This window comes from Micromonospora sp. TSRI0369 (assembly GCF_001905625.1).
In the GTDB taxonomy this organism is placed as follows: Bacteria; Actinomycetota; Actinomycetes; order Mycobacteriales; family Micromonosporaceae; genus Micromonospora; species Micromonospora echinospora_A.
The window spans coordinates 82,057-107,835 of the sequence record NZ_LIVU01000012.1 but is presented as its reverse complement, the minus strand read 5'-3'; the positions used below and the strand labels follow the sequence as shown (position 1 = coordinate 107,835).

At 73.2% G+C, this 25,779-nt stretch carries 30 protein-coding genes; 17 read left to right on the top strand and 13 right to left on the bottom strand.

The window, feature by feature from the left end; translation table 11 throughout:
- Positions 1-19: 19 nt before the first annotated feature.
- From AMK25_RS28115 to AMK25_RS28100, 4 genes are all read right to left on the bottom strand, one after another.
- Positions 20-466 (bottom strand): hypothetical protein, encoded by a 447-nt coding sequence (locus AMK25_RS28115; protein WP_073831391.1) that lies wholly within the window; start codon positions 464-466, stop codon positions 20-22.
- The gene (locus tag AMK25_RS28110) at positions 463-1,281 is read right to left on the bottom strand and encodes a DUF692 domain-containing protein (RefSeq protein WP_073831441.1); all 819 of its coding nucleotides are present in this window, start codon (positions 1,279-1,281) and stop codon (positions 463-465) included. Before AMK25_RS28110 ends, AMK25_RS28115 begins: the two co-directional genes overlap by 4 nt.
- Complete coding sequence (locus tag AMK25_RS28105) at positions 1,278-2,186, bottom strand: TIGR04222 domain-containing membrane protein (RefSeq protein WP_073831390.1); 909 nt, start codon at positions 2,184-2,186, stop codon at positions 1,278-1,280. The genes AMK25_RS28110 and AMK25_RS28105 overlap by 4 nt, the downstream gene beginning before the upstream one ends.
- Before the next feature lie 103 nt (positions 2,187-2,289).
- Positions 2,290-2,862: a TetR/AcrR family transcriptional regulator gene (locus tag AMK25_RS28100; protein WP_030503274.1), complete on the bottom strand. Its 573-nt coding sequence runs from the start codon at positions 2,860-2,862 to the stop codon at positions 2,290-2,292.
- A gap of 104 nt (positions 2,863-2,966) precedes the next feature.
- Between AMK25_RS28100 and AMK25_RS28095 the strand changes: the two genes are divergently transcribed.
- The 3 genes from AMK25_RS28095 to AMK25_RS28085 all read left to right on the top strand — a co-directional run bounded on the left by AMK25_RS28095 (position 2,967) and on the right by AMK25_RS28085 (position 5,679).
- Positions 2,967-3,812: a carbon-nitrogen hydrolase family protein gene (locus tag AMK25_RS28095; RefSeq protein WP_073831389.1), complete on the top strand. Its 846-nt coding sequence runs from the start codon at positions 2,967-2,969 to the stop codon at positions 3,810-3,812.
- 56 nt (positions 3,813-3,868) lie between these two features.
- A complete protein-coding gene (locus AMK25_RS28090; protein ID WP_073831388.1) occupies positions 3,869-4,513 on the top strand; it encodes an HAD family hydrolase in 645 nt (214 codons plus the stop codon).
- A gap of 239 nt (positions 4,514-4,752) precedes the next feature.
- Entirely contained in the window at positions 4,753-5,679 is a 927-nt protein-coding gene (locus AMK25_RS28085) for a serine protein kinase RIO (protein ID WP_073831387.1), read from the top strand.
- Between the two features lie 52 nt (positions 5,680-5,731).
- Here the strand turns inward: AMK25_RS28085 and AMK25_RS28080 are convergent, their stop codons facing one another.
- Positions 5,732-5,980 carry a DUF2630 family protein gene (locus tag AMK25_RS28080; protein WP_030503278.1) on the bottom strand — a complete coding sequence of 83 codons (249 nt, stop codon included), beginning with the start codon at positions 5,978-5,980 and terminating at the stop codon, positions 5,732-5,734.
- 311 nt (positions 5,981-6,291) lie between these two features.
- Here AMK25_RS28080 and AMK25_RS28075 point away from each other — a divergent pair, with 311 nt between their 5' ends.
- The 8 genes from AMK25_RS28075 (at position 6,292) to AMK25_RS28040 (ending at position 14,584) form a co-directional block, all read left to right on the top strand.
- The gene (locus AMK25_RS28075) at positions 6,292-7,629 is read left to right on the top strand and encodes a cytochrome P450 (RefSeq protein ID WP_198937690.1); all 1,338 of its coding nucleotides are present in this window, start codon (positions 6,292-6,294) and stop codon (positions 7,627-7,629) included.
- Entirely contained in the window at positions 7,626-8,501 is an 876-nt protein-coding gene (locus tag AMK25_RS28070) for a terpene synthase family protein (RefSeq protein ID WP_073831385.1), read from the top strand. Before AMK25_RS28075 ends, AMK25_RS28070 begins: the two co-directional genes overlap by 4 nt.
- Positions 8,498-10,024, top strand: coding sequence for a prenyltransferase/squalene oxidase repeat-containing protein (locus AMK25_RS28065; RefSeq protein WP_241826523.1), 1,527 nt, complete (start codon positions 8,498-8,500; stop codon positions 10,022-10,024). The genes AMK25_RS28070 and AMK25_RS28065 overlap by 4 nt, the downstream gene beginning before the upstream one ends.
- Positions 10,025-10,118: 94 nt before the next feature.
- Positions 10,119-12,572, top strand: a complete 2,454-nt coding sequence (locus tag AMK25_RS28060) for a sensor histidine kinase (RefSeq protein ID WP_073831384.1) — start codon at positions 10,119-10,121, stop codon at positions 12,570-12,572.
- Positions 12,573-12,637: 65 nt separating this feature from the next.
- Positions 12,638-13,063, top strand: a complete 426-nt coding sequence (locus AMK25_RS28055; protein ID WP_073831383.1) for a roadblock/LC7 domain-containing protein — start codon at positions 12,638-12,640, stop codon at positions 13,061-13,063.
- Positions 13,060-13,449 (top strand): DUF742 domain-containing protein, encoded by a 390-nt coding sequence (locus tag AMK25_RS28050; RefSeq protein WP_073831382.1) that lies wholly within the window; start codon positions 13,060-13,062, stop codon positions 13,447-13,449. Before AMK25_RS28055 ends, AMK25_RS28050 begins: the two co-directional genes overlap by 4 nt.
- On the top strand, positions 13,430-14,038 hold the full coding sequence (locus AMK25_RS28045) for a GTP-binding protein (RefSeq protein WP_073831381.1): 609 nt from the start codon (positions 13,430-13,432) through the stop codon (positions 14,036-14,038). The genes AMK25_RS28050 and AMK25_RS28045 overlap by 20 nt, the downstream gene beginning before the upstream one ends.
- A 63-nt stretch (positions 14,039-14,101) precedes the next feature.
- Positions 14,102-14,584, top strand: a complete 483-nt coding sequence (locus AMK25_RS28040; RefSeq protein WP_073831380.1) for a GNAT family N-acetyltransferase — start codon at positions 14,102-14,104, stop codon at positions 14,582-14,584.
- 9 nt (positions 14,585-14,593) lie between these two features.
- Here AMK25_RS28040 and AMK25_RS28035 read toward each other — a convergent pair whose 3' ends face one another.
- On the bottom strand, positions 14,594-15,442 hold the full coding sequence (locus tag AMK25_RS28035) for a LysR family transcriptional regulator (RefSeq protein ID WP_073831379.1): 849 nt from the start codon (positions 15,440-15,442) through the stop codon (positions 14,594-14,596).
- A 95-nt stretch (positions 15,443-15,537) separates the two neighbouring features.
- Between AMK25_RS28035 and AMK25_RS28030 the strand changes: the two genes are divergently transcribed.
- Entirely contained in the window at positions 15,538-16,269 is a 732-nt protein-coding gene (locus AMK25_RS28030; RefSeq protein ID WP_073831378.1) for an SDR family oxidoreductase, read from the top strand.
- Between the two features lie 10 nt (positions 16,270-16,279).
- Here the strand turns inward: AMK25_RS28030 and AMK25_RS28025 are convergent, their stop codons facing one another.
- Both AMK25_RS28025 and AMK25_RS28020 read right to left on the bottom strand, forming a co-directional pair.
- Positions 16,280-17,059, bottom strand: coding sequence for a hypothetical protein (locus tag AMK25_RS28025; protein WP_073831377.1), 780 nt, complete (start codon positions 17,057-17,059; stop codon positions 16,280-16,282).
- A 97-nt stretch (positions 17,060-17,156) separates the two neighbouring features.
- Positions 17,157-17,627 carry a YfbM family protein gene (locus AMK25_RS28020; protein ID WP_241826522.1) on the bottom strand — a complete coding sequence of 157 codons (471 nt, stop codon included), beginning with the start codon at positions 17,625-17,627 and terminating at the stop codon, positions 17,157-17,159.
- 85 nt (positions 17,628-17,712) lie between these two features.
- Here AMK25_RS28020 and AMK25_RS28015 point away from each other — a divergent pair, with 85 nt between their 5' ends.
- Together AMK25_RS28015 and AMK25_RS28010 are read left to right on the top strand one after the other, a co-directional pair.
- Entirely contained in the window at positions 17,713-18,117 is a 405-nt protein-coding gene (locus tag AMK25_RS28015) for a polyketide cyclase (protein ID WP_073831375.1), read from the top strand.
- Positions 18,118-18,174: 57 nt separating this feature from the next.
- Positions 18,175-18,405, top strand: a complete 231-nt coding sequence (locus tag AMK25_RS28010) for a hypothetical protein (protein ID WP_073831374.1) — start codon at positions 18,175-18,177, stop codon at positions 18,403-18,405.
- Between the two features lie 141 nt (positions 18,406-18,546).
- Here the strand turns inward: AMK25_RS28010 and AMK25_RS28005 are convergent, their stop codons facing one another.
- From AMK25_RS28005 to AMK25_RS27990, 4 genes are all read right to left on the bottom strand, one after another.
- Positions 18,547-18,753 carry a hypothetical protein gene (locus AMK25_RS28005; protein ID WP_043329680.1) on the bottom strand — a complete coding sequence of 69 codons (207 nt, stop codon included), beginning with the start codon at positions 18,751-18,753 and terminating at the stop codon, positions 18,547-18,549.
- A gap of 74 nt (positions 18,754-18,827) precedes the next feature.
- Entirely contained in the window at positions 18,828-19,793 is a 966-nt protein-coding gene (locus AMK25_RS28000) for a trypsin-like serine peptidase (RefSeq protein ID WP_073831373.1), read from the bottom strand.
- Positions 19,794-20,070: 277 nt separating this feature from the next.
- The gene (locus AMK25_RS27995; RefSeq protein ID WP_043329686.1) at positions 20,071-20,256 is read right to left on the bottom strand and encodes a DUF397 domain-containing protein; all 186 of its coding nucleotides are present in this window, start codon (positions 20,254-20,256) and stop codon (positions 20,071-20,073) included.
- Positions 20,247-21,014 carry a DUF5753 domain-containing protein gene (locus tag AMK25_RS27990; RefSeq protein WP_073831372.1) on the bottom strand — a complete coding sequence of 256 codons (768 nt, stop codon included), beginning with the start codon at positions 21,012-21,014 and terminating at the stop codon, positions 20,247-20,249. The genes AMK25_RS27995 and AMK25_RS27990 overlap by 10 nt, the downstream gene beginning before the upstream one ends.
- An 88-nt stretch (positions 21,015-21,102) precedes the next feature.
- Here AMK25_RS27990 and AMK25_RS27985 point away from each other — a divergent pair, with 88 nt between their 5' ends.
- Positions 21,103-21,417 (top strand): hypothetical protein, encoded by a 315-nt coding sequence (locus AMK25_RS27985; RefSeq protein WP_013475922.1) that lies wholly within the window; start codon positions 21,103-21,105, stop codon positions 21,415-21,417.
- Positions 21,418-21,482: 65 nt separating this feature from the next.
- Here the strand turns inward: AMK25_RS27985 and AMK25_RS27980 are convergent, their stop codons facing one another.
- Positions 21,483-24,338, bottom strand: a complete 2,856-nt coding sequence (locus tag AMK25_RS27980) for an aconitate hydratase (RefSeq protein WP_073831371.1) — start codon at positions 24,336-24,338, stop codon at positions 21,483-21,485.
- Between the two features lie 156 nt (positions 24,339-24,494).
- Between AMK25_RS27980 and AMK25_RS27975 the strand changes: the two genes are divergently transcribed.
- Together AMK25_RS27975 and AMK25_RS27970 are read left to right on the top strand one after the other, a co-directional pair.
- A complete protein-coding gene (locus AMK25_RS27975; protein ID WP_073831370.1) occupies positions 24,495-24,851 on the top strand; it encodes a VOC family protein in 357 nt (118 codons plus the stop codon).
- 24 nt (positions 24,852-24,875) lie between these two features.
- Positions 24,876-25,529 carry a DedA family protein gene (locus AMK25_RS27970; protein ID WP_073831369.1) on the top strand — a complete coding sequence of 218 codons (654 nt, stop codon included), beginning with the start codon at positions 24,876-24,878 and terminating at the stop codon, positions 25,527-25,529.
- The last annotated feature ends 250 nt before the right edge of the window (positions 25,530-25,779 follow it).

Below are 25,779 nucleotides of genomic sequence, written 5' to 3'. Positions count from 1 at the left end.
CCGTACCGCAGGGCGCGTGTCAGCGCGGGGCGGGCCGCAACAGGCGTACCCGGCCGGCGAACTGGGCCGCGACGGCGCCGCCGGCCCGGGCGACGGCCGGCATTCGGCGGGGCCGGGGCGGGCGGTGGCCGTCGTAGCGGCTCGCGGCCTCACGCGCGGCCAGCTCCTCCGCGCCCAGCGGCGGCAGCGTGCCCTGGTCGCGCAGCTTTCGTGCCAGGTCCCAGCCGTCACGCAGGGAGCCGTTCGTGGGCCGTCCGTCCGCCCACGCGGTGAACGTCGCAGGCCAGTCCGCGCCGAGACCGGCGGCGAGCAGCGGCCAGTGCCGGGCCACGTCGCCGGAGCGTTTGCGCAGCAGCGCCCGGCGGGCCGCCTCGACCGGCGCGGGGGCGAAGCCGGGCGGCAGCGGTCCACCGGCGACGAGCGCGGCGACCAGCTCGGCCTGCCGGGCCGCCAGGTCGCCGCTCACGTGACCACCGGGTGGCCGGAGGCGACGGCGAGCGCGTCCAGTTCCGCGCGCAGCTCGGCGGCGGGCGGGTAGTGCCCGTCGCGTTCCAGCAGCAACGCGGGCGGCCGGCGCCGCTGACACAACTCGCTGACCAGGTCGAGCACGGCGGGAGGCACCGGATCGGTGTGCGTGTCGTGGTAGAAGCCGCCGTGTTCGGCGCCGCCCGCCACGTGCGCGTAGGCGATGCGTTCCAGCGGCAGCCGGTCCAGCAGCGCTGTCGGGTCGTCGCCCCGGTTGCGGGCGTTGGCGTGCACGTTCGCGACGTCGAGCAGCAGCAGCGCGCCGGTGGCGTCGAGGATCTCGGTGAGGAAGTCCGCCTCGTCCAGCTCGTCGTCGGGCCAGTCGAAGAGCGCGGCGATCGGCTCCAGGGCCAGCGGCACCGGCAGCTCCGCCTGCGTCCGCCGCACGTTCGCCACCACGGCGGCCACCGCCTCGCGGCTGCGCGGCAGCGGCAGCAGGTGACCGGCCTCCAGACCACCGGCCCGCACGAACGCGATGTGCTCGCTGACCAGCGGCGCGTCCAGCGCCGCGGCCACCCCGGCCAGGTGTGTCACCCGCGTCGGGTCGACCGGTTCCGCGCCGCCGAGGGACAGCCGCACCCCGTGGGGTACGACGTCGACGCCGCGTGCGCGCAGCTCGGCGAGCCCGTCCGGCAGCGGACCGGCCGGGGTGACCGTCTCCGCGACCACCTCGACGAACCGCAGCCCGGGCAGCCCGGCCACGAAACCGGCGATCTCGGGGCGCCAGCCGATGCCGACGCCGGCCGGGCCGGTCATCCGCCGCACCCGCCTCCGCCGCAGCCACCGCCTCCGCCGCAGGAGCTGCCACCGCCGCACGTGGAGGCGCCGCCTCCACAGGAGGTGCCGGAGCTGGCGCCGCCGGCGTTGCCCATCGCCTGCCGCTGGATCTCGGCCTGCTCGGCGAAGCCCGGGTCCATGGTCCAGAGTGTGGCGGTGCCGAACAGCGCCACGCCCAGCGCCACATCCGTCGCGCCGTACGTGGCGTACGCGGGGGAGGCGGCCGGCCGCAGCCAGGCGTGCCGGCGGCGCATGTCGTCGAGCGCGGCGCTCGCCGCCCGGGTACGCCAGGGCACCCGGTTGAGCAGCATGAACGCGATGCCGAGCGCGACCAGGCTGAGCAGGAGCCAGCCGGTGGGCCGCCCGTTGAGCAGCCCGAAGACGGCGCGGGCGATGCCGATCACCAGCAGGAAGCCGATCAGCAGCGCGCCACGCCGCAGCGTCCGGCGTCGCTCCTGGTCCAGTGCCAGGCCCCGGCGGACCAGACCGTCGCGCAGCTCGTCGATCGCCCGCCGCACCCATTCGTCGGCGGCCAGGTCCCGGGTACGCAGGCCGCGGCTCGCCGCGTGGTGGACCGCCTGGTCCAGCGGGGTGGCCCCGGCCGGCAGCGGACCGCCGGTGGTGAGCCGCCGGTCGGGTCGTACGCCGACCGCGCCGGCGTGGCGCAGCGCGCCGAGCGCGGCCCAGACGGCGAGCTGGTCGCCGCCGTTGAGGTACGCGACCTGCTGCGGCCCCAGCGCGCCGTGGTCGGTCACCGGCGTGCCGGCCAGCATGCGACGCCGGTACACGATCGCGCCGACCACCAGGACGACGGCGACCAGCAGGTACCAGCGCAGGAAGGTGGGGCCGGGGATGCCCCAGGTGTCGTCCGAGGGGAGGCTCATCGGCTGCTCCTGTCGCGCGGAGGGGTCGCGGCTCATTGTGGAGCAGGCGCGCCAGAGTCGATCTCCTGGAGCGGCGCAGTTACCGGACCGAGACCGGCGCGGCTCAGTGCCGGCGCACGGCCTCCTCGACCAGGTCGAGCACCCGGGCCAGGTCACCGGCCGGGCGGCCCATCGCCAGGTGCAGCACCAGCCCGTCGTAGGCCAGCTCCAGGAACTGGGCCAGCACGTCGATCGGGACGTCGTCGCGCAGCACGCCGGCCTCGCGTTGCCGCACCAGACGTTCCCGGGTCGCCGCGGCGATGGCTTCGGAACGCTCCGCCCAGCGCTTGGCGAAGGCCGGGTCGGTACGCAGCCGGCGCGAGACCTCCAGCTGGCTGCCGAGCCAGCCGGTGGTGTCCGGCGAGACCGCCCGGGCCAGCAGGTCGCGCATGACCTGCACCAGGCCGTTGCGGGCGACCGTCTCCACCATGGCGGCGGCGTCGTCCTCGGCGACGGCCAGGAACAGGGAGTCCTTGTCCCGGAAGTGGTGGAAGATCGCGCCACGGGACAGGCCGGTGGCCTCCTCCAGCCGCCGCACTGTGGCGCCCTCGTAGCCGTGCCGGGCGAAACACGCCCGCGCCGCCGCGAGAATCTCCTGCCGGCGCGCGTCGAGCTGGTCCTGACTTACTCTGGGCACGAACGGATCGTCGCAGGTGGAACCGCGTGATGCAAACCGTACGTACGGCTTGAGATCCGATTCCGGATGATCATCCGGCCGTGTCCGGTGGTTAGGATCGGCGGGTGACCCCCCTCCCCAGTGATTCGCTGACAGTGGCCGCCGTCCAGGCTCAGCCGGTGCCCGGTGACGTCGCCGGCAACGCCCGCGCCGCCGCCCGCCTCGTCGCCCGGGCCGAGGGCGCCCGGGTCGTGGTGCTGCCCGAGCTGTTCCTGCCGGCGTACCACCCGCCGACGCTGGGCGCCGACCCGGAGGGCACCGACGTGGCCGCCGACGCCGACGGCCGGGTCGCCGACCCCCGGCTGGACCCGCTGCGTACCGCAGCCGCCGACGCGGGCACCGCCGTGGTGATCGGCGCCGCCGTCCGCCACCCCGACCGGCGGCGCACGATCTCCTCGCTCGTCGTGGACCCGGCCGGCACGGTCACCGCCGCGTACGACAAGCAGCAGCTCTGGAGCGGCGAGCGCGAGCTGTTCGACGCCGGCCGCCGGGGCGCCACGCTCGAAGTCGACACGTGGCGGCTTGGCCTGGGCGTCTGCTATGACGGCTGCTTCCCGGAGCACGCGCGGGCCGCGGCTGGCGACGGCGCGCACGGGTATCTCTGCCCGAGCGGCTACCTGGCCGGCTCGGCGCACCGCCGCGACCTCTACTACGCCGCCCGGGCGCTGGACAACACGATGTACGTCGTGTTCGCCAACGCGGTCGGCGGCGCGGATCCCTGGCGGTTCAACGGCGGCGCGGCGGTGTACGACCCGGAGGGCCGGCCGCTGGCGCGGGGCGCCGACACCGGCGAGGACGTGCTGGTGGCGACGCTGGACCCGGAGGCGCTGGCGGCCACCCGCGCGGCGCACACCATGCTGCTCGACCGGCCGGTGGACGCCGGGGCCGCCCGCGCCGCGCTCGTCGCCTGACCGTGGCGGCCCCCGGGGCCCTGTCGGTGCTCCGAGCGTTCCCGTAGGGTGCCCAAGTGCCGTTGCTCCTGCTCGATCTGGACAACACCCTGCTGGACCGCGACGGGCCGTTCCGTGTCTGGGGAGAACGCTTCCTGGCGGGCATCGGCGCGCCGCCCGTCGACCTCGACTGGCTGGTGTCCGTGGACGCCGACGGGCTGACCAACCGGTGGGACGTGGCGGACGCGATCCGCGACCGGTACGCGCTGCGCATCCCCTCGATCGACCTGGTCGACGAGCTGCACGACGGCGTGGTGGCGCACATGCGGCTCGATCCGCTGGTGGCCTGCGCGCTGCGGATCGCCGCCGACGCCGGCTGGGTGCCGGTGGTGGTCACCAACGGCGCGACCCGTCAACAGGACGCCAAGATCCGCAAGACCGGCCTGGACCGCTACGTCGCCGACTGGGTGATCTCGGAGGAGGCCGGCGTCAGCAAGCCGAACCCGAGGATCTTCGCGCTCGCCGCCCAGCGGGCCCGGATGCCGTTGCGCGGCGCGTGGGTGGTCGGTGACAGCCCGGAGGCGGACATCGGCGGCGCGACAGCAGTGGGCCTGCCCAGCGTCTGGCTGCATCGGGGACGCCGCTGGTCGGACCCCCGGTTCGCGCCGACCCGGATCGAGGACGGGCTGATCGCGGCCGTCGCGGCCGTGCTGGCCGGCTGACCCGGCGGCCGATCGACAGGCCGCCCGGCGGCACGGAGGGCGGGCCGCACGGCGGCCCGACGGGCAGGCCGCACACCGGCGGAAAATCCGTTGACCCGCACCGGACCGCGGACGAGCATGGTGCCGCGCGAGTGCGCAGCCGGGTGATGCCCGGTCGAGGAGAGGAGGTCGGTCATGGCCGTCTTCGCAGGGTCGTTCCACCTGCCTCCACCAGCCTCGATCGAAGGACAGATCCACCTGTGCGCGACAACGACTTCCCGGCGCCGCAGCGCCGTGGCCGCGGCAAGAGCCGCTTCGACGACGACGAACCCGACTTCCTGAAGCGGGGGCGGCCCACGCCGACCCTCACCGACCCGGACGCCGAGCCCGACGCGGAGGACAGCTGGTCCTCCTGGGACCGGGCTGTCCACGGCCCGGAGCCCTACCCGGACTGGCTGGTCACCGAACTGGCCGCCCGGGACACCGAGCTCGGGGTGCTCAAGACCGGCAAGGAGGCGGACGTCCACCTGGTCCGCCGCGCCGTGCCGGACACCGACCGCTCCTGCCTGCTGGCGGTCAAGCGGTACCGCGACGCCCAGCACCGGCTCTTCCACCGCGACGCCGGTTACCTGGAGGGCCGCCGGGTGCGCCGGTCGCGGGAGATGCGGGCGATGACCGGCCGTACCGCGTTCGGCCGGCAGATGATCGCCGGGCAGTGGGCGGCGGCCGAGTTCGCCGCGCTGTCCCAGCTCTGGGAGATCGGCGCCGCCTCCGGGCGGATCGCCGTGCCCTATCCGGTGCAGCTGCTCGGCACCGAGCTGATGCTGGAGTTCGTCGGCGACGCCGGGGCGGGGGAGGCCGCGCCGCGGCTGGCGCAGGTCCGCCCCGACGCCGCCGAGCTGCGCGATCTGTGGGATCAGCTGGTCGAGGCGCTGACCGTGCTGGCCCGGGCCGGGTACGCCCACGGCGACCTGTCCCCGTACAACCTGCTGGTGCACGCGGGCCGGCTGGTGATGATCGACCTGCCGCAGGTGGTCGACGTGGTGGCCAACCCGCAGGGCGGCGAGTTCCTGGCCCGGGACGTGCGGGTGGTGGCCGCCTGGTTCGCGGCCCGCGGGATGCCCGCCACCGTCACCGACCCGGAGGCGCTCACCGAGGCGCTGCTGCGGGAGGCGGGGATCCGCTGACGGGGTGGGTGTCCCGGGCGGTCGAGCCGCCCGGGACACCCACCCGTGCGGGTCATTGCAGGTAGCGCTCGACCTCCGGCACCGGGCGCTCGCCCTGGGCGTCCGGGTCGCCGTGCGCCTGGCGCGCGGCACGGCGACGGCGCAGCAGGTCCCAGCACTGGTCCAGGGACTCCTCCAGGGCCCGCAGCCGCTCCCGGGCCTCGTCGTCGGTGCCGGACTCGTGCTGCTGCGCGTCGGCCCGCAGCCGGTGCTCCTCGTCGACGAGTTCCGAGATCCGGCTCAGGATGGTCTTGTCGTCCATGCCCGAAGCTTGGCACAGCGGACGGGTCCGCGCCCGCGTTCTGCCGGCGTCCGCGGTAGGTGAGCGTCGCTCGCGCTCCGCAACCACCACTGTGTACGCGAGTGACGCACATCCCACCGTCTCCATTCTCGACAAAGAGATTGTTGTTACGTGAAATATCCTCCGACCTGCCTTTTGATCTGCGGCTCAGGATGGCATGCTCGCGGGCAACATTACGGCTCGATACGGAGTCGCGACCCTGAGTCAACCGAGGGAGCGTTCAGGTGCCCGAACCGACGGACACACCGGGGCCTACCGGCCGACCCCGAACCGTGCCGCTGCGGAAGATCCTGCCGGCGGCGCTCCGCGATCCCGCCCGGGCGCTCATCGACATCGGTAACCGTACCGACGGCGAGCTGGTCCGGCTCAACCTCGGTTCGTTCCGGCCGTACCTGGTCACCCACCCCAGGCACGTGCAGCACGTGCTGCGCGACCGGGCGGACAACTACGAACGGGCCGGTGACGGGCTGTTCTGGCGCCCGGTGAAGCGACTGTTCGGCGAGGGCATCCTCGGCGAGGGGCAGATCTGGTCGGCCAGCCGCCGCATGCTCCAGCCGATGTTCACCGCCAAGCGGGTGGAGGCGCTCGTCGACGGCATGGCCGACGCGATCCGCGACGCGGTCGACGAGCTGGACGAGCCGGCCCGCGCCGGGCGCCCGGTCGACATCGGCGTGGAGCAGGCGCGCATCGTCAGCCGGGCGATCATGAAGGTGCTCTTCGCCGACCGGATCTCGGTGCCGGACGCGATGCGCGTGATCGAGGCGCAGGACCGGATCGCCACCGCCGTCATCCCGCGCATCATCGTGCCGTTCGCGCCGCTGTCCCTGCCGATGCCGGGGGACCGGACGTTCGCCCGCGCCGTACGCGTCGTGGACGACGTGCTGGTGCCGATCGTCCGCGAGACCCGCGAGTCCGCCGACCAGGGTGACGACGTCATCTCGACGCTCTGGCAGGCCCGCACCGACGACGGGCGGCAGCTCGACGAGCGGCAGGTCCGCAACGACACAGTGGCCATGTTCGCCGCCACCACCGAGACCACCATCAACGTCCTGACCTGGGCCTGGCCGCACCTGGACGAGCACCCCGAGGTGGCCGAGCGGCTCTACGCCGAGATCGACGAGGTGGTCGGCGACGAGCCGGTACGCCGCGAGCACCTGAGCCGGCTCACGTACACCCGGATGGTGCTGGACGAGCTGCTGCGGCTCTACCCGATCGGATGGATCATCCCGCGCCGCGCGGTCGCCGGGGACGTCATCGACGGCGTGCCGATCGAGCCCGGCGCCACGATGGCGGTCAGCCCGCTGATCACCCAGCGGATGCGGCAGTTCTGGGACCGCCCGGACGAGTTCGACCCCGAACGGTTCCGGCCCGAGCGGGTCCGGGCCCGGCACCGGTACGCCCACTTCCCGTTCGGCGGCGGGCCGCACCAGTGCCTCGGCATGTACCTCTTCTACCTGGAGGCGCAGCTCATCCTCGCCACCATGCTCAGCCGCTACCGGTTCCGGCTGCACCGCCCTGGCGTACCCGGGTTGCGGCTGGCCGCGGCGCTGCGGCCGCGCGAGCGGGTGGAGCTGACGCTCGTCGCGGCCGGGCGGGCGGAGCGGGCATGACCGACGGGCCGACACCGGATCCGCTGGCCGCCGCGGCGGAGCAGGGCCGGGTCTGCGCGCTCGCCGCGCAGGGCCAGCGCGGCCTGCGCAAGGCCGCCGCCGCGCACCCCGAGCTGTTCCCCGCGGACCCGTTCGACGCGACGCTGTTCAGCAGCATCGCGCAGGCGATGGCGTTCAGCGCCCCCTGGCACAGCGCCGCCGAGCTGGCCGTGACCAACCGCGCGGTGCTCTGGGGCTTCGCCGTGGACTGGCTGGTCGACCACCAGGCGACCAGCCGGGCGGCTGTCGACCGGGTCACCCGTACCTGCCTGGACGTGCTCGACGGCGCCGGCGCCGACGACCCGCTGGGCCGGTTCCTGGCCGAGTTGCGCGACGACGTCGCGGCCGCGCCCGGCTACCCGGCGCTGCGCGGCCACTGGCGTGCCGCGATGGAACGCACGCTCGACGCGATGGCCCGCGAGTGGGACTGGCGGCGCGCCGGCCGTCCCACGCTCGCCGACTACCTCGCGAACGCCGACAACCTCGCCGCGACGGTGGTGAACGTGGCGCACTGGATCCACACCGGATCGGTGTCCACCGCCGAGGCGATGGATCTGGTCGTTCCGGTGAGCGACGAGGTGCAGCGGGCCCTGCGGCTGGTGAACGACCTCGGCACCCACCGCCGGGACGCCGAGTCCGGCGACCTCAACGCGCTGCTGCTGGTGGACGACCCGGCGGCTGTCGAGCGGCGGTTCGCCGAGCAGGTCGACCACTGCCGCGTCCTGCTGGCGAAGCTGGCCGGCGAGGCGCCCCGGGAAGCCGACTTCCTGTCCCGGCAGCTCGGCTTCACCACCGGCTTCTACCGGAGCACCGACTTCTGGGGCGTGCGGTGACGCTCACCGCCGGCCCGGCCACCCGGCCCGCGCCCGCGCGTGACCTGGTCGCCGCGCTCACCGGTGAGCCGTCCGGGCAGACGTCGCCGTCGATCTACGAGAGCGCCCGGCTGGTCGCGCTCGCGCCCTGGCTGGACGGCCACGACCGGCGCCTGGCCTGGCTGCTGGGCCGGCAGCGGCCGGACGGCGGCTGGGGCGGCGCCGGTGGCTACGCGCTGGTGCCGACGCTGAGCGCGGTCGAGGCGCTGCTGACAGTGCTGCGCCGCGACGGCCCCGCCGCCGCGCCGGCCGCCGCGGCGCACCGGGGCCTGGCGTTCCTGGCCGGCGCGCTGCACGGCGGCGCCCCGCCCGACCTCCCGGCCACCGACCTGATCGTGCCGGCGCTGCTCACAGCCGTGGACCGGCACCTCGCCGGACCGGCCGGGCCACCACCCGGGCTGGCCGAGTGGGCCGGCCGGCCCCGCCTGCCGCTGCCGGCCGGTCTCGACCCGGCCCGGCTGACCCGGGTACGCGGGCTGCTGGCCGCCGGGCGGGCTGTGCCGGAGAAGCTGGCGCACGCGCTGGAGGTCGCCGGTGAGCTGGCGTACCGGGCGTCCGGAGTGCGTCCCTCGGCCAGCGGCGCGGTGGGCGCCTCCCCGGCCGCCACGGCCGCCTGGCTGGGCCGGCCGGAGCCCGGAGCGGCGCTGGACTACCTGCGCGCGGTGGCCCGGCCCGGCCCGGTGCCCTGCGCCAGCCCGATCACCGTCTTCGAGCGCGCCTGGGTGCTCGGCATCCTGGTCCGGGCCGGTGTGCCGGTCGGCGCGCCCGAGCCGGTGCTCACCGAGCTGCGCGCCGCCGTCGGCCCGTCCGGCGCGGCCACCGCGCCCGGCCTGCCCGCCGACGCGGACACCACGGCGGTCGCGCTCTACGCGCTGGCCCGGCTGGGCCGCGCGCCGGGCGTCGGGCCGCTGGCCGGGTTCGACACCGGGCGGCACTTCTGCACCTGGCCGGGGGAGGACGGCGCGTCGCTGACCACCAACGCGCACGTGCTCGACGCGCTCGGCGAGCAGCCGAGCGGACCCGGAGTCACCGGCGCGCGCCGCCGGGTCACCGCGTGGCTGCTCGAACGGCAGGAGCCGGACGGGCGGTGGGAGGACCGCTGGCACGCCTCGGCCTACTACGCCACCTACGCGGTGCTGCTGGCGCTGGCCGACCACGCGCCCGACGGCACGGCGCGTGCCGCCGTCGAGCGGGGCGTCGCCTGGCTGCTGGACACGCAGCGCCCGGACGGCTCCTGGGGACGATGGCACGGCACCGCCGAGGAGACCGCGTACGCGGTGCTCGCCCTGGCCGGCGCGGGCCGTTCCGGGGACGCGCGGATCGCCGTGGCGCTCGCCCGCGGCCGACGTCGACTGTCCGAGCTGGACGGATGCGACGACGAACCGGCACTATGGCACGACAAGGATCTCTACCGTCCGACGCAGATCGTGCGCGCGGCGGTGCTGGCGGCCTCCGGTCGCGCCGTCGAGGCCGGACCACCATGATCAGGATCGCTTGAATGGAGTTCACGACGGCTGCTAGCGTGCGCCGGAGTCGATCGGATTTCGGACCGACCGTAGACCGGGCCAGGACGGTGTGATGGGTTCCCGCAGTACGAATCTCCGTACGAAGATCATCGCGCTGCTGGCGTCGCTGATCGCGCTGTGGGCGTTCGCCGCGTGGGTGACCGTGCGGGACGGGTTCAACCTGCTCGGCGTGCAGGCGCTCAACGCGCGCGTCTTCGAGCCGAGCGACCCGCTGCTGCAGGAACTGCAGGCCGAGCGGCGGCTGTCGCTGCGCTACCTGGGCGAGTCCGACCCGGGCCGGCTGCGGGAGCTGGACGCCCAGCGCGCGCGTACCGACGAGACCGCCACCGCGCTGTGGCGCTCGGTGCAGGACTGGCGCACCGAGGTCCCAGCCAGCGAGGAGCTGATGCAGCGGCTCGGTGAGCTGAAGACCGAGCTGGACCAGATCGGCCAGGTACGCGCCGACGTGAGCCGCAAGACCATCGACCGGACGGCCACGCTCACCGCGTACGACGAGGCGGTCGACGCGATCTTCGCCGTCTTCGACGCGCTCGGTGGTCTCGACGACGACGAGATCGCCAAGGACACCGCCGCGCTCATCGACCTCAACCGGTCCCGGGAACTGCTGTCCCAACAGGACGCGCTGATCACCGGCGCGATCGCGGCCAACCGGATCACCGTGGCCGAGCAGACCGCGTTCGCCCGCCTGGTCGGCGCGCAGTGGTTCCTCGCCGACCGCACCGCCCGCGACCTCGCCCCGACCGACCGCGCACGCTTCGACCGGATGGTCGAGGGCGACGCGTTCCAGCAGCTGCGGACACTGCAGGACCGGGTCCTCGCGGCCAAGGGCGCCGACGTGCGCCCGCCGGTGACCGCCGCGGCGTGGCAGGCCGCCGCCGAGCAGGCGATGGCCGACCTGCGCGGGGTGATCCTGGCCGGCGGTGAGGACATCGTGGCCCGCGCCATGCCGGTCGCGATCGGCGTCATCGTGCGGCTGGTGCTCGCCGCCGGTCTCGGCCTGCTCGCCGTCATCGCCTCCGTGGTCGTCTCGATCACCACGGCGCGGGCGCTGGTGCGGCAGCTCGAACGGCTGCGGGAGGCGGCCTTCAACCTGGCGCACGAGCGGCTGCCGAGCGTGGTGGAGCGGCTGGGCCGCGGCGAGGAGGTGGACGTCGCCCGCGAGGCGCCACCGTTGCAGTTCGGCGACGACGAGATCGGCCAGGTGGGCAAGGCGTTCAACGTCGTGCAGGAGACCGCCGTCCGCACCGCCGTCGAGCAGGCCGAGCTGCGCCGCAGCGTACGCGACGTCTTCCTCAGCCTGGCCCGGCGCACCCAGGCGCTCGTGCACCGGCAGCTCACGCTGCTGGACGCGATGGAACGCCGGGAACACGACGCCGAGGAGCTGGAGGACCTGTTCCGGGTCGACCACCTGGCCACCCGGATGCGGCGCAACGCCGAGAACCTGATCGTGCTCTCCGGCTCGACGCCCGGCCGGGCCTGGCGTCGCAACGTGCCGATGGTCGACGTGGTCCGCGGCGCGGTCGCCGAGGTCGAGGACTACACCCGGGTGACAGTGCGTCCGCTCGGCGAGGTGTCGCTGACCGGCCGCGCCGTCGGCGACGTCATCCACCTGCTGGCCGAGCTGATCGAGAACGGGCTCTCCTTCTCCCCGCCGCAGACCACCGTGGAGGTCCGCGGTCAGCTCGTCGCGAACGGCTTCGCCATCGAGATCGAGGACCGGGGCCTCGGCATGAGCCACGACGAGATGGCCGCCGCCAACGCGCGCATCGTCGACCGGTCCGAGCTGAACCTGGCCGACGCCGCCCGGCTCGGCCTGTTCGTGGTCAGCCGGCTCACCGAGCGGCACGGCGTCAAGGTGCAGCTCAAGGAATCCGCGTACGGCGGGACCACAGCCGTGGTGCTGATCCCGCGCGAACTGATCACCACCGCCGACGGCGCCGGTGGTTTCGACGGCCCTCCCGCCGCTGAGCCGGCCGTGCCCGCCACCCAGAGCACACCGGCCGACGCCGGTGCCGAACCGGCCACCGCGTCCGGCGCCGACGGTGGCGCCGAACCGGACGACCCGGCCGAGCCGGCCCCGCCCGTGCCGGAGCCGGCGACGCAGGCGCCCCGGCTGACCCCGTCCGGGCTGCCCGCCCGTACCCGCAAGCGGCAGCCGGCGGTGGCGGGCCCGACCACGGAGCTTGCGGTGGTGGAACGCCGTCCGGCCGCCGCGCCGGCTCCCTCTGCGGCGGCTGAGCCGGAGTCGTCGCCGGTGACCGACGCCGGGCTGCCGGTCCGGGTACGCCAGGCCAGCCTCGCGCCGGAACTGCGACACGACCAGACCGAGGCGGACGACGACGCCGCCGACGACGACGACACGGCGCGTGCACCGGAGCAGGTGCGCCGGATGATGAGCTCCTACCAGAGCGGCACCCGACGCGGCCGTACCGATGCCGCGCGCCTGCTCGGCGGGGCGCAGGGGGCCGGCGGTGCGCCGGCCGACGCGGACGAGCAGGTCACCTGACCGGAACGTCGACGCGACGCAAACCGGAAGAGAACGGCACACAGCCGGGAAGAAGAGGACGACGAGTGGCGCAGAAGACGGCTTCGAGCGCGGATCTGACGTGGCTGCTGGATGACCTGGTCGGCCGGGTCAAGCAGGCGGAGCACGCCGTGGCGCTCTCCACCGACGGACTGCTGATGGCCTCGTCCCGCGGATTGAGCCGGGACGACGGCGAGCACCTGGCCGCCATGGCGGCGGGCATCCAGAGCCTGGCCCGTGGCGCGGGCAAGCGATTCGGCGGCGGGCACGTGCAGCAGACCATCATCGAGATGCAGTCCTCCTTCCTGTTCGTCACAGCGGCCGGGCGCAACGCCTGCCTGGCGGTGCTGGCCTCGGAGGACGCGGACGTCGGCCTGATCGCTTACGAGATGGCCATGCTCGTCACCCGGGTCGGCCGGTTCGTCGCGTCACCGACCCGGGAACAGCCCCTCGGCGAGAACGCGGCACTATGACCGGCCGGGGGGACTCCGCGGAGCAGGAGTGGGTCGACGACCACGCCGGCCCGGTGGTGCGCCCGTACGCGGTGACCGGCGGCCGGGCCCGCCCGGTGACCGGCACGTTCGACCTGATCTCGCTGGTCACCGCGACCCGCGCGGATGTCGGATCGGATTCCGGGCTGGGCCCGGAGCATGTGGCGATAGTCGGCCTCTGCCAGCGGATTCTCTCCGTGGCCGAGATCGCCGCTCATCTCGACCTGCCGGTGGGCACGGTCCGGGTCCTCCTCGGAGACCTGGCCGCCCGCAGCCTGGTGCAGGTACGCGAGCCGCGCGCGACCGCCGCCGGCCTTCCCGACGAGCACGTTTTCGAGGCGGTAATCAATGGACTACGGGCGCTCTGAGCGGCCGGCGGGCGCCGCGCCGCTGCCCACCGCGATCAAGATCCTGATCGCGGGCGGGTTCGGCGTCGGCAAGACCACCATGGTGGGCGCGGTCAGCGAGACCAAACCGCTGCGCACCGAGGAGGTGCTGACCGAGACCGGGATCGGCATCGACGACCTGTCCGGCGTGGAGGAGAAGTCGACCACCACTGTGGCGATGGACTTCGGCCGGATCACCATCAGCGACGACCTGGTGCTCTACCTGTTCGGCACGCCCGGGCAGGACCGGTTCTGGTTCGTCTGGGACGAGCTGGCGCTCGGCGCGCTCGGGGCGGTGGTGCTCGCCGACACACGCCGCCTGGCGGACTGCTTCCCGTCGATCGACTACTTCGAGGGGCGCGGCACGCCGTTCGTGGTGGCGGTGAACTGCTTCGAGGGCGCCAAGAAGTTCCGGCTCGACGAGGTGCAGGCCGCGCTCGACCTGGACCCGGGCGTACCGGTGGTGCTGTGCGACGCGCGCAAGCGTGAGTCGGCCAAGGAGGTGCTGATCACGCTGCTGGAGCACGCCATGAAGCTGCGTGAGGCCCGCCGTCGCGCCGCCACCGACTGAGCGCCTCACCGCCACGGATTCCCGGGGCAGCCCGGGCGGGCGAATCGTGAGAGCCTGAGCCGCATGACCGAGCTGAGCGTCCGGGCGATGACCCCGGAGGAGTTCGACAGCTGGCAGGACGAGTTGACCGCGGAATACGCGCGGGAGCACGTCACCGCCGGCAACTGGACTCCGGAGGAGGCGCCCGACCGCGCGCGGGAGGCGAACGCCGTGCTGCTGCCGCAGGGCATGGCCACGCCCGGCATGCTGTTCCTGCTCGGCGTGCTGGCCGACGGCTCGCCGGTCGGGCGCCTGTGGATCAGCCTCACCCATCCGCGCGGCCTCGCCGGCTGCGCCTACCTCTACGACATCGAGGTGGCGGCCGAGCACCGGGGCCGAGGGCTCGGGCGGGCGCTGCTCACGGCCGGGGAGCGGGCGGCCCGAGAGCACGGGGCCCAGGCGCTGGAGCTGAACGTCTTCGGCGCCAACGAGACGGCGCGCAAGCTGTACGAGACGTCGGGATACCGGGTGGTCACCCAGCAGATGCGCAAGGAACTGCCCGCCTAGGAGCCGCCGTCAGAGGCGGGTGGCGGTCCGGATCAGGCCGGCCAGCGCCCGGGACCGGCTGTGCGGTGGCCACGCGATGACTGTGGTCACCGCGGGCGCGTCCGGCACCGGCACCGCGGCCAGGTCGGCGAGCAGCAGCGACCGGGCCGACTCCGGCAGCACCACCACGGTCCGGCCGAGCGCGATGAGCTGGAACAACTGGGCGTGGTCCCGGACCTCGGGGCCCGGCCCGTCCGGATACGACCCGTCGGCTCGGGGCCAGCGCGGCATCGGCAGGTCCGGCAGCGCCTCCACCTCGGCCATCAGCAGGTGCGGCCGCCGGGCCAGCGGATGCCCGGCCGGCAGGATCGCCACCTGCTGTTCGGTGATCAGCTCCTCGGTGTCCAGCCCGGTCGTCGAGTCGAACGGCAGGTGCAGCAGCGCCACGTCGGCGCGCCCGTCGCGCAGCAGCCGTTCCTGTTCGCCGATGCCGCACAGCAGGACCTCGACGGGGACCGCGTCCGGCTCGGCGGCGTACGCGTCGAGCAGTTTCGGCAGCAGCTCGCTCGACGCGCCCGCCTTGGTCGCCAGCACCAGCCCGGGGCCACCGGTAGCGGCCTGCCCGGCGCGGCGGGTGCGGCGGTCGGCGGCGTCCACGGCGTCGAGGGCGGCCCGGCCCTCCCGCAGCAGCACCGACCCGGCCGCGGTGAGCGCGACGCTGCGGTTGTCCCGCTCCAGCAGGGTCACGCCGAGGCGGCGTTCGAGCTGCTGGATCGCCCGCGACAGCGGCGGCTGGGCGATGCCGAGACGGCGCGCGGCCCGGCCGAAGTGCAGCTCCTCGGCCACCGCCACGAAGTAGCGAAGCTCCCGCGTCTCCATCCCGCCACCGTACCCCCGGATCGATACCCGCCCGGTATCGCACGCCACCGAAGCGGTGTTGGAGGCCCGTGCGGCCCGCGGCCAGGATCGAGGGCATGAGCGAACGGACTGTCGCGCTGGTGACCGGCGCGAACAAGGGAATCGGGTACGAGATCGCGGCCGGCCTGGGCGCGCTCGGCTGGCGGGTGGGCGTCGGCGCCCGGGACGAGCGGCGGCTCGCCGAGGCGGTCGCGAAGCTGCGCGCGGGCGGCGTGGACGCGTTCGGCGTACCGCTGGACGTCACCGACGACGCGAGCGTGACGGCCGCCGCCCGGCTGCTGGAGACGGAGGCCGGCGGGCTGGACGTACTCGTCAACAACGCGGGCGTGACCGGCGGCGTGCCGCAGCACCCGGGTGACGTCGACCTCGCGACCATCCGGACCGCCGTCGAGGTCAACGTGATCGGGGTGGTCCGGGTGACCGAGGCGATGCTGCCGCTGCTGCGCCGCTCGGCGTCGCCCCGGATCGTCAACATGTCCAGCGGCGTCGGCTCACTGGCCCGGCAGAGCGCCTCGGGGGGCGAGCATCAGACCGGGCCGTTGTCGGTGGCGTACTCGCCGTCGAAGAGCATGCTCAACGCGGTGACGATCCAGTACGCGCGGGCGCTGGCCGGCACGGGCCTCCTGATCAACGCCGGCTGCCCGGGTTTCACCGCGACCGACCTGAACAGCTTCCGCGGGGTGCGGACCCCGCAACAGGGAGCGGCGATCGCGATCCGGCTGGCGACGCTGCCCGACGACGGTCCGACCGGCGGCTACTTCGAGGACGCGGGCGTCATCCCGTGGTGAGTGCGGCGCGTCAGCACCACATCACCGGGTTGCCGGTGGCCACGGACGCCGCACACAGCCGGCGCAGCGGCTCCACGATGTAGGCGAAGTCGTCGCCCGACCGGCTCCGGGACCGCACCGCGAGCCGCTCGGGCGGCGGCTCGCCGTGCTCGCCCACCGGCCGCATCGCCAGCACCGTCCGCGTCCCGCCGGCGGTGAGCTCCACCCGGTCGCCGGGCAGCGGCCGCTGGCCGAACCGGACGGCCCGGAACAGGGTCACCGGTGGGTCGGCGCGGTCGAGAACGAAGAAGCCGTCCGGATCGACGCCCGCCTGAAAGCCCGGGCCGAACATGAACAACCCGCGGTAGGCCTCGACGTACTGCATCACGACCGCGCCGGTCGCCTCGTCGATCAGCTCCACCTCGTCGGTGATCCGGTCGGTGCCTGCGATCGCGTCCAGCTCGGCGAGCACGACTGCTGCCCGGTCGGCGGACAGCGAGCCGCCGTTGGCGTCCGGCAGCGCGGCGGCGAGCGTCGGGAAACGGTGCTCGCCGGCCGCGCGCAACGCCTGCTGGAACAGGCGTACGCCGGCCCAGTTGGACACGCGCTCGCTGACCAGCTCCATGTGCCGGTGCGGGCAGGCGTCTCCGGTCATCCACGCGTAGAAGGCGTTGTCGGCGGCCCCGTCGTACTCGCCGGTCTGCACCAGCGCGAGCCAGCCGTCCTCGTCGTAGCCGACTGGCCCGATCGGGCACGGCGTGGCGAGGCCGTCCTGCCAGCACCGGCAGTACACGAACGCGTCGAGTCCCACGCCGGCACGCTACCGGCGCCCGCCCGGCGCCGCGCGTCGGTTTCCGGCGCGCGGCGGATCGCTGCCGCTCAGGTGCCGCGCGCCGATTCGCGGCGGCTCAGGTGACGGCGAGCAGCACGGCGTCTCCGCTCGCCGCCGCGTCGCGGTAGAAGTCGCGCAGCGCGGTGAAGTTCGGCAGCAGGTAGCTGTCGAACTCGTCGTCGCCGTCGTCCCAGATGTGGGGGTAGATCTCGGCCTCCGACATGGCCGCCGGGTCGAAGCGGGCCCGCAGCGTCGCCTCGTCCACCGTGTCGAGCCCGGCGGCCACGGCGCGCACGGCGTCGGGCATGAGCAGCCGGGCCGGGCCCATCCCGAGATCCGGGCCGATCGGGTCGCCTCCGATGATCGCCGGGCCGGCGTCGCCCCGGACCTCGTACGTGGTGCCGTTCAGCAGGTAGTGCAGCCCGTGCCACGCCTTGTCGAGGTCGAGCTCGTCCGGGCCACCCTGGAACAGGGTGCCGACCTTCTCCGGGTCGGCAAGCACCGCCGCCAGCTCCTCGGCGGACAGCCGGCGTGCGTTGAAGATCATGCCCATGGGGTTGCCTCTCGGGGGTGCCGGTGTGAATCGGCGGCAGAGTAGCGTGCGCGTGCGACAGGCATGACACCATCGGCGCATGGCCACTGACACGCGGCACCTCGGCGTCCACATCGACCGGCCGTTGTCGGAGGTGTACGCCTTCGCCGCCGACCCGGCGAACCTGTCTCGCTGGGCACCGGGCCTCGGCGGCTCGGTGGCCCGGGTCGACGGCCAGTGGTTCGTGGACACACCCGAGGGGCGGGCGCGACTGACGTTCGCGCCGGCAAACGAGTACGGCGTGCTCGACCACGAGGTGCAGACGCCCTCCGGCGAAACGGTGTACGTGCCGTTGCGCGCCATCGCCGACGGCGACGCCACCGAGGTGGTGTTCAGCCTGCGGCGGATGCCCGGCATGAGCGACGCGGACTTCGACCGGGACACCGCGCTCGTAGAGGCCGACCTGGCCCGGCTCAAGGCCGTGCTGGAGAGCGCCGCTAGCTGAGCGGGGCGCGTGGTCGGTCGGCAATCCGGCCTCTACAGTGGGCAAGGAGGGCGCACGATGCCACTGCTGCGGATCCACCTCGACAGCGACCCGACCACCGCCCGCCGCGTCCTGCAGACGCATCGCGATGGCGGCGTGCATCACGAGTCGCGGGAAGCGGCCCGGGAGCAGGTGTGGCGCCAGGGCCGCACCCCGGCCGGTGACCCGGTCTTCGTCGGCATCACCAACGGCCGTCGCAACGTGCAACTGCTCTACGACGTCGAGGTCTACTCCGACACCGTCGCGTGAGCGCTCGCCGGCACTCACCCCCATTGAAATGGGAATTGCGTGCCGGGCTCGGCCGGTGATCGTGAGCGGGACGGAATTCGGCATCCTGCGCGCCGACGTTCGAATTCGGCTCGACGCAGTCCGGCGAGCGCAATTCGTGATTCAGTCGCCGATCGCGTCCCGCATTCGTTCCCTCGTCCAGTATTCGGACGGGTCGGTGGCGCCCGGGCTCGGATTGTGCGTCGCGACCACCGGGCCGGGCGGCGCCGGTCGCGCCGCGCCGCCGTCGCGCGCCGCGACGACCACGACGGCCACGGCCACGGCGAGCGCCGCGACGGCGGCCGCGCCGAGCAGTACACGATGTGACATGTCGCCTCCTCCGGGCCGGTCGGCCGGTGCCGGTCCGCCTGGTGCGCCGGGCGGCACACCAGGCGGACCGCCGGTCACCAGGTGTCGTTCGCGTACGTGTTGTAGAGCGTCCCCACCACCGCGGCGGAGAAGTACGGCGAGCCGTTCGTGTTCGAGCCGCTCGAGTAGCTCATCACCCCGTGCACGTCACCGCGCCTGGTGGTGTTGTCGTAGCTGTAGTACCACGGGCCGCCGCTCGAACCGCCCCCGAAGCCGCAGTTCATCTCGATCCGGTTGCTGCCCGCGTCCCTCGACGTGCCCGAGCAGACCCACTGGATCTCGCCGCTGTCCTTGTTGCTCGGGTAGCCGAAGATGTCGTAGTGGTACGCCCGGCCACCGCCGGTGAGCAGCCCGTTCGCGCCGACCGCGTCCACGACCGACCGGCTGCCGTAGACGAGCGCCACCGCCACGTCGTACTGCCGCTCACGGGTGCTGATCCAGCCGCTCGGCACCGCGAGCGTGGACCAGTCCCAGGTGCCGTACGGCTGTGCGCCGTTGCGGTAGGACGGCACGAACATCCAGTTCGCGGTGTGCCAGTCCCGGCCCGGCCCGTCGTGCACGCAGTGCGCGGCCGTGAAGACCATGTTGCGCGCCGGGCTGTTCACCACGCTCGCCGAGCAGTAGTGGCCCAGGCCGTCGGTCGAGCTGGTGTAGAAGATCTTCCCCACCGTGATCGACTCGTTGAGCTGGGCGCCGAAGCCGCTGCCGTCCTTCGGCGCCACCGACTCCGCGAAGCGCCGCACCCGCTCCGGTGTGGGGCTCTGGGTGACCGGGCCGGCGGACTTCTCCACCTCGTCCGCCGGGGTGGCGGCTGCCATCCGCTCGGCCGTCCAGTAGGCCCTGGCCTGCGAGGACGACCCCGCCTTGCGCTCGATCGACGTGACAGCGGCCGGAGCAGCGGTGCCCGCTGTGGTGCCGGTGGTGGCCAGCGCCGGAGTGCCGGCGAGGATGGCCGGCAGGATCAGGGCCGGCAGGGCCAGGAGTCTGATCGTCGTTTTCATGAAATCCTTCCCAGTGTTCGATTCTTGGATCGAAACTGGAGCGCCCCGTTGTTCATCGCGATGTCGGCAACGTATCGACGGGATTCTGAGCATGTCAACGAATCATGGACGTCGATTGTTTGCAGTGTCGGATGTGCGATCGGAGGGCGATGGAATTCATCGAATAGCAATTTCCCAATGAGTGGGAGGGGGAAAGGGCTGCCCTTCCAGCCCGGCGACACGCCCTCGCGGCAGGTCGCGGAGCGGATCGGGTCGAGCTTCGAGCGCGCGACCGGGCTCAGCGGCGGGTCGACGTCAGGAACCGGGTCCACGCGGCCGGGGTGAAGGTGAGCACCGGCCCGGCCGGGTCCTTCGAGTCGCGGACGCCGACCACACCGGGCAGGTTGCCGGCGACCTCGACGCAGTTGCCGCCGTTGCCGCCGCTGCGGGTGCTCTTGCGCCACCGGGCGCCGCTCAGGTCCATGCCGCCGCCACTTTCCTCAGCAGTTCCAGGGTCCGCGCGCGGGGCAGCGCCTCGCCCCGGATGCGTTCCCACCGACGCTCCAGGGTAGCAATCTCCGAGGGCTGCTCGATGATCTGCGCGCGGGCCTGACTGTCCACGTGCGCCACCCGGTTGCCGTCGCGCAGCTCCGCGATGACGAACGGCCCGTCCAGCCCGGGATAGGTCGGCGTGTCCGCCGGCACCACGTGGAGCTGCACGTTCGGCAGCTCGGCGCAGGCGAGCAGGTGAGTCGCCTGCGCGGCCATCAGCGCCCGGTCGCCGGCGGCGGCGCGGCGCAGCACCTGCTCGTCGAGCACCACGACGTACAGCGGCCCGCGCGGCCGGGTGAGGATGCCCTGCCGGTCCAGCCGGGCGGTGACCAGGTCGGTGACCTCGTCGCAGGTCAGCGGCTGGCCGATGAACGTGGCCCGGGCGTACGCCTCGGTCTGCAACAGGCCCGGCACCCACGCCAGCTCGAAGGTGCGTAGCGCGACCGCCTCGCGTTCGATGTCCACCCACGGGCGGAACCAGACCGGCACGCGGCGGCGGACCGCGTCCGGCCAGAGCGCCTCGATCGGCTGGCCCAGCAGGTTCGCCACAGTCGCGCGGTGCCGGCTTTGCGGGATGTGCCCGGGGTTCGCCCACCGGGCCACCGTCTTCGGATGCAGGCCGAGCCGTTCCGCCAAACTCTCGGCGGTGTGGCCGGCACCGGCCAGCGCGGTGACGAAGGCATGGTTCATGCCTATTCCTCCCCGGAGCAAAAGAACCGTCCGAAGGAGATTACACAACGCTGTGTGATTGTTCGGGCACCCTCGGCACGGTGGAGGCATGACCGAACCGACACCCACATCGGCGTACCCCCGGGTGGTGCTGCCGCTTACCGGCCACCGCGCGTGCGGTCCGGCCTGGCGCTGCGACCGCTGTGGCGAGCCCTGGCCGTGCCCGACCCTGCGGGCCGCGCCCACCGACGCGGCCCGCCGCGCCACGATGATCCCCGAGTTCTCCCGGCTCACCCGGCAGGCAATCCGCGACCTGCGCGGGCGACCCGACGGCCCGGACCCGATCGCGATCGTGCGGCGCTTCCTGTGGTTCCTGCCGCTCACCGACGCCGAGGCACGCGCCGTCGCGCTCCGCCTGCGCTGAGATGTAAGGAAGGGCCCCTTCTTAACAGACGTCTGTTAAGAAGGGGCCCTTCCTTACATGCGAACTCAGCTGGCGATCATCCGGCGCAGCACGTACTGCAGGATGCCGCCGTGCCGGTAGTAGTCCGCCTCACCCGGGGTGTCGATACGGACCACGGCGTCGAACTCCACGCCGGTGTCGGTGGTGACCTTCACCGTGCGCGGGGTCTCGCCGTCGTTCAGCGCGGTGACGCCACTGATCGAGAACGTCTCCGTGCCGGTCAGGCCCAGCGACTCGGCGGTCTCGCCGCCCGGGAACTGCAGCGGCAGCACGCCCATGCCGATCAGGTTCGAGCGGTGGATCCGCTCGTACGACTCGGCGATGACCGCCTTCACGCCCAGCAGCATGGTGCCCTTGGCGGCCCAGTCACGCGACGACCCGGAGCCGTACTCCTTGCCGGCCAGAATGACCAGCGGGACGCCCGCCTCCTGGTACGCCATCGAGGCGTCGTAGATCGAGGACTGCTCACCGGTCAGGTGGTTGACGGTGAAGCCGCCCTCGACACCCGGGACGAGCTGGTTGCGCAGCCGGATGTTGGCGAACGTGCCCCGGATCATCACCTCGTGGTTGCCCCGGCGGGAGCCGTACGAGTTGAACTCGTGCCGGGCCACGCCGTGCTCGGCCAGGTACTTGCCGGCGGGGGAGTCCGCCTTGATCGAACCGGCCGGGGAGATGTGGTCGGTGGTCACCGAGTCGCCCAGCTTCGCCAGCACCCGCGCGTCGGCGATGTCCTGCACCGGGGTCGGCTCCTGCTGCATGCCCTCGAAGTACGGGGGCTTGCGCACGTACGTCGACTCGCCGTCCCAGGAGAACGTGTCGCCGGTCGGGGTGGGCAGCGACTGCCAGCGCTCGTCACCGGCGAACACGTCGGCGTACGCGGCGCTGAAGCCGGTCGCGCCGATCGCCGAGGCGATGACGTCCTGGATCTCGGCGCTGTTCGGCCAGATCTCCCGCAGGTACACCGGGTTGCCCTGGGCGTCCTCGCCGATCGGCTCGTTGGCCAGGTCGATGTCCATGGTGCCGGCGAGCGCGTACGCGACCACCAGCGGCGGGGACGCCAGGTAGTTCATCTTGACGTCCGGGTTGATCCGGCCCTCGAAGTTCCGGTTGCCGGACAGCACCGACACGACGGCCAGGTCACCGTCGTTGACGGCGGCGGAGACCTCCTCCGGCAGCGGGCCGGAGTTGCCGATGCAGGTGGTGCAGCCGTAGCCGACCAGGTTGAAGCCGAGCTTGTCCAGGTACGGGGTCAGGCCGGCGCGGTCGTAGTAGTCCATGACGACCTTCGAACCCGGCGCGAGGGTGGTCTTCACCCACGGCTTGCGGGCCAGGCCCTTCTCCACCGCGTTGCGGGCCAGCAGCGCGGCGCCGATCATGACCTGCGGGTTCGAGGTGTTCGTGCAGGAGGTGATCGCGGCGATCACCACGGCGCCGTGGTCCAGCTCGTACTCGGCGCCGTCGGCGCCGGTCACGCGTACCGGATTGCTGGCCCGGCCGCCCGCTCCCACCGCCGCGGTCTCCAGGTCGCGCGGCGCGTCCGCCGGGTCGTTCACGCCGTTGGCGGGGGAGTCGCTGGCCGGGAAGGACTCGGCGGACGCCTCGTCGGCCGGGCCGTCGGTGCCGAACGGCTTCTCCTGCTGCGGCACGCCCGGCTTGCGGCCCGGGTCGCCGCCGGTCTCGTCGGCGGCCACGTAGTCGCCGAGCGCGGCGCGGAACAGCGTCTTGGCGCTACCAAGCGGCACCCGGTCCTGCGGGCGCTTCGGTCCGGCCAGCGACGGCTCGATGGTGCCGAGGTCCAGCTCCAGGCGCTCGGAGTACTCCGGCTCGCGCTCCGGGTCGTGCCAGAGGCCCTGCTCCTTGGCGTACGCCTCGACCAGCGCCACCTGCTGTGCGTCGCGGCCGGTCAGCTCCAGGTACCGGACGGTCTCGGCGTCGATCGGGAAGATCGCCACGGTCGAGCCGTACTCCGGCGACATGTTGCCGATGGTGGCGCGGTTCGCCAGCGGCACGGCGCTCACGCCCGGGCCGTAGAACTCGACGAACTTGCCGACCACACCGTGCTTGCGCAGCATCTCGGTGATGGTCAGCACCAGGTCGGTGGCGGTGGTGCCGGCCGGCATCTCGCCGGAGAGCTTGAAACCGACGACCCGGGGGATCAGCATGCTGACCGGCTGGCCGAGCATCGCGGCCTCGGCCTCGATGCCGCCGACGCCCCAGCCCAGCACGCCCAGGCCGTTGACCATGGTGGTGTGCGAGTCGGTGCCGACGACCGTGTCCGGGTACGCCTGGCCGTTGCGCTCCATGATCGTACGGGCCAGGTACTCGATGTTGACCTGGTGCACGATGCCGGTGCCCGGCGGGACGACCTTGAACTCGTTGAACGCGGTCTGACCCCAGCGCAGGAACTGGTAGCGCTCCTTGTTGCGCTCGTACTCCAGCTCGACGTTGCGCTCGAAGGCGTCCTCGCGGCCGAACAGGTCGGCGATGACCGAGTGGTCGATGACCAGCTCGGCCGGGGCCAGCGGGTTGACCTTGGTGGCGTCGCCACCCAGGTCACGTACCGCCTCGCGCATGGTGGCCAGGTCGACCACGCAGGGCACGCCGGTGAAGTCCTGCATCAGCACCCGGGCCGGGGTGAACTGGATCTCCACGCTCGGGTCGGCGGTGGCGTCCCACGCGCCGAGCTGCTGGATGTGGTCGGCGGTGATGTTCGCGCCGTCCTCGGTCCGCAGCAGGTTCTCCAGCAGGATCTTCAAGCTGTAGGGCAGTCGCTCGTGGCCCTCCACCTTGTCGATCCTGAAAATCTCGTAGCTCGCGTCTCCGACGCGTAGCTGGGTCTTCGCACCGAAGGTGTCGAGGCTCGCCACGTCGTACTCCTTCACACCAGCGACCGTGAGTAGTCCTGAGCAGTTTGTCGCACCGACCGGGGCGCCGCCGTGCTTAGGCAACACTTACCTGCGTCGGTCTCTACAAAACCGTACGTCCGTCTTGCTATTCATGCAACCTCGTGCCACGCTGCGGGACGAGGAGGTGCCACCATGATCCATCACGTCCTGCTTGCCTGCCCCCGCGGCTCCGAGAATCTCTCCCGCTCCTTCTACACCGGCCTGCTCGGCCTCACCGAGAAGCCCAAACCCCCGGCCCTCGCCGCCCGCGGCGGTTGCTGGTTCACCGGGTACGGTGCCGAACTGCACCTGGGCGTCGAGGACGACTTCCGCCCGGCCCGTAAGGCCCACCCGGCGCTGGTGCGGCCCGACCTGGACGAGCTGGCCGCCCGCCTGCACGCCGCCGGCCACCCCGTGACCTGGGGCGACGAGGAGATTCCCGGCATGCGGCGGTTCCACACGCACGACCCGCACGGCAACCGCCTGGAGTTCTTGGCCCCCGCCGGGTGACCGGGCGCGGGTAGGGTCGGCGGGGTGGTCGACGTACAGCACTGGCTCGCCGCCCTCCCGCCGGGCCTGATCTGCCTGCTCGTGGGCGCCGTCATCGGTGTGGAGAGCATGGGCATCCCGCTGCCCGGCGAGATCGTGCTGGTCAGCGCCGCGCTGCTCGCCGCCACCGGCGCCGTCGGGCCCGAGTGGGTGGCCGCCGCCGCGGCCACCGGCGCGATTCTCGGTGACTCCGTCGGGTACGCCGTCGGCCGCCGCGGTGGCCGTCCCCTGCTGGAGCGGCTCGGCCGCCGTTTCCCGAAGCACCTCGGCCCCGCACACCTGGCCCGTGCCGAGATGAGCTTCGCCCGGCACGGCGTCTGGGCGGTGTTCTTCGGGCGGTTCGTCGCGCTGCTGCGCATCCTCGCCGGGCCGCTGGCCGGGGCGCTGCGCGTGCCGTACCGCCGGTTCCTGATCGCCAACGCCGCAGGCGGGCTGGTCTGGGCTTTCGGCACGACGTACCTGCTCTTCTACCTCGGCCGGGCCGCCGAGCACTGGCTCAAGGACATCTCCTGGGCCGGGCTGGTGCTCGCCATGCTGGCCGGCGTGGTCAGCACCGTGTGGCTGCGCCGCCGGGCCAAGCGCCTGGATCCGCTGGACGCGTCCGACACTCCCGAGCCGGTCCCCGCAGCCGACCGCTGACCCGCGTGGACGTGGCCCGGACGAGCGGGCCGGGTTGCGTAAGCGCGGGTGCGGGCATCCGGTGCGCCGCCCGTCCCGCTGATCATGAAGTTAGCGGCACTTTGTGCCTGTTTTGTCCCGGCCAACTTCATGATCAACGGGGCGGGGTGAGGGTGCGGGGGAGATCTTGGTACGAAACGCCCCTCTAGGGGCCGTTTCGTACCAAGATCTTGAGGTGGTCCGGTCTGCAGGACGCTGGTCCTGGGGAGTG